Genomic DNA, 958 nt, shown 5'->3' on the forward strand with positions numbered 1-958 from the left:
CCGCGCAGGCGGTGGGCCGCGCGACGCTGGAGGGCGCGTCGCTGCTGCTGCAGGACAGCCAGACCACGGCTGCGTCGATCGCGCTGAATGCGCGTGGCGGCGAGCTGCGACTCGATCGCGCGCTGCTGTCGGTGCGTGATCTGCTCGACCTGCGCAGCAGCGACACGCTCAACACCGAAGGCGCGCGCATGAGTGGCGCCAGCGTCGCCATCACCGCGGTCGATTGGCGCAATGCCGGCGGCCAGATCGGTCAGACGGATGCCGCGGGCCAGTTCACCGCGACGCTGAGCGGCGTCCTGGACAACCAGGGCGGGCGCATCGCGGGCAATGGCACGGCGCTGACGCTGTCGGCGGACCGCATCGAGAACGGCGCGGGCCAGATCATTCATGCGGGCGCGACGGGCGGCACGCTGCGTCTGGATGCGACGACGCTGAATGGCGTCAACAGCACGATCGCCGGCAACGGCGCGCTGGCGCTGAACATCGCGGGCGATGCCGACTTGAGCGGCGCGACGGCGCAAGGCGACCGCGTGACGGTCCACGCGGCCACGCTGAAGCTGCGCGGCGGCGAGCTGCTCGCGCAGAGCTCGGCGGCGCTGGCGGTCGGCGGTGAGCTCGACAACACCGGCGGCCTGATCCACGGCGCGAGCAGCCTGACGATCGATGCCGGCACGCTGACGAACCGCGATGGACAGCTCGGTGCCGTCGACGTGACGCTGACGGGCGGCACGGTCAGCAACGCTGGCGTGGGCCTGATCGCGGCGCGCGGCAAGCTCTCGGCGGACGTGACGAGCCTGAGCAATGCGGGCTCGATGCAGGCGGGCGCTGATCTCGACCTGCGCGCGAGCGGCGCGCTGCAGAACAGCGGGACGGTCCGCGCGCAAGGTGACGGTCATCTGAAGGCCGATGCGCTGGTCAACACCGGCACCGTCACGGCGCAGGGCGCGCTGACCGTGGA

1 protein-coding gene is annotated in these 958 nt (G+C 71.9%); it reads left to right on the forward strand.

Annotation, left to right across the window (positions count from 1 at the left end):
- Window positions 1-958 (forward strand): hypothetical protein (locus tag FUT87_RS13955; protein WP_186830530.1); only part of this gene is annotated, 958 nt, incomplete at both ends.

This window comes from Mitsuaria sp. TWR114, from assembly GCF_007997345.1.